General features: G+C 29.1%; 1 protein-coding gene. It reads left to right on the top strand.

Translation table 11 applies throughout. The features are described from left to right. Window positions 1-870: motility associated factor glycosyltransferase family protein (locus AJ930_RS10660; protein WP_261659529.1), on the top strand; the 870-nt coding region annotated here is incomplete at both ends.

Genomic DNA, 870 nt, shown 5'->3' with positions numbered 1-870 from the left:
CAAGATAAAGCAGTGATTTTTTGTGCTGATGGGGCTTTAAGTATGCTTGAAAAAGAAGGCATAATACCTGATTATGTTACCAATTTAGACTATAGTGATTGGGCAATAAAATTTTTTCAAAATAAAGAAAATTTAAAACAAAGCATTATTGCTCTTGAGTGTGCTACACATCCTAATGTCGCGCGTAGTTTAAAGGCTGAAAATTGTATGATTATTTTAAGAAATAAAGCTTTATACCAACGCTTCAATCTTAGCGACTTTGGCTATATTGATACAGGTACTCATGTAAGTCATTTTTCTTATACTTTAGCTTTGGCTTTAGGATTTAAAAATATTATCATGATAGGACAAGATTTAGCTTTTGATGAAAAAGGAAATTCACACTCAAAAGGTTTTGCTTTTGGGGAGAAATTTAGTAGTGAGGAAAATATAGATAAACTTAAAGTCACCGCCTATGCAGGTAAAGGTGAAGTTTTAACTCATATTGCTTGGAATGATTATCGCATAAAGCTTGAATATCTTTTTGCTTGCAACGAACAAAAAGCTAAATTTTACAATGCCACTGAAGGTGGAGCAAGGATTAATTTTACTGAAGAACTTTCCTTTAAAGAATGTTGTGAAAAACTCCTTACAAAAGAAAAACCTAAATTTGAACTTCCAAAAAGTTTAACTAAAAATAGAAGTGATAAACTCCTAGTTAAATTCAAAGAAAAAATACAAAAAGATCAAGATAATGCTAAAAGATTTTTAGACGATGCTTTAGCTTTAAAACAAATTTTAGAAAACATACTCAGTAAAGATTTTATTTTACCTTTGGAATTTTTAGAAAAAGTTTATCAAAATATAGAAAATTTCAATCACTCTTTAGAT

The organism is Campylobacter sp. BCW_6871 (genome assembly GCF_001762325.1).
GTDB lineage: Bacteria > Campylobacterota > Campylobacteria > Campylobacterales > Campylobacteraceae > Campylobacter_D > Campylobacter_D jejuni.
Note: the sequence above shows the minus strand (reverse complement) of the source record. Positions and strands in the feature narration are given on the sequence as shown.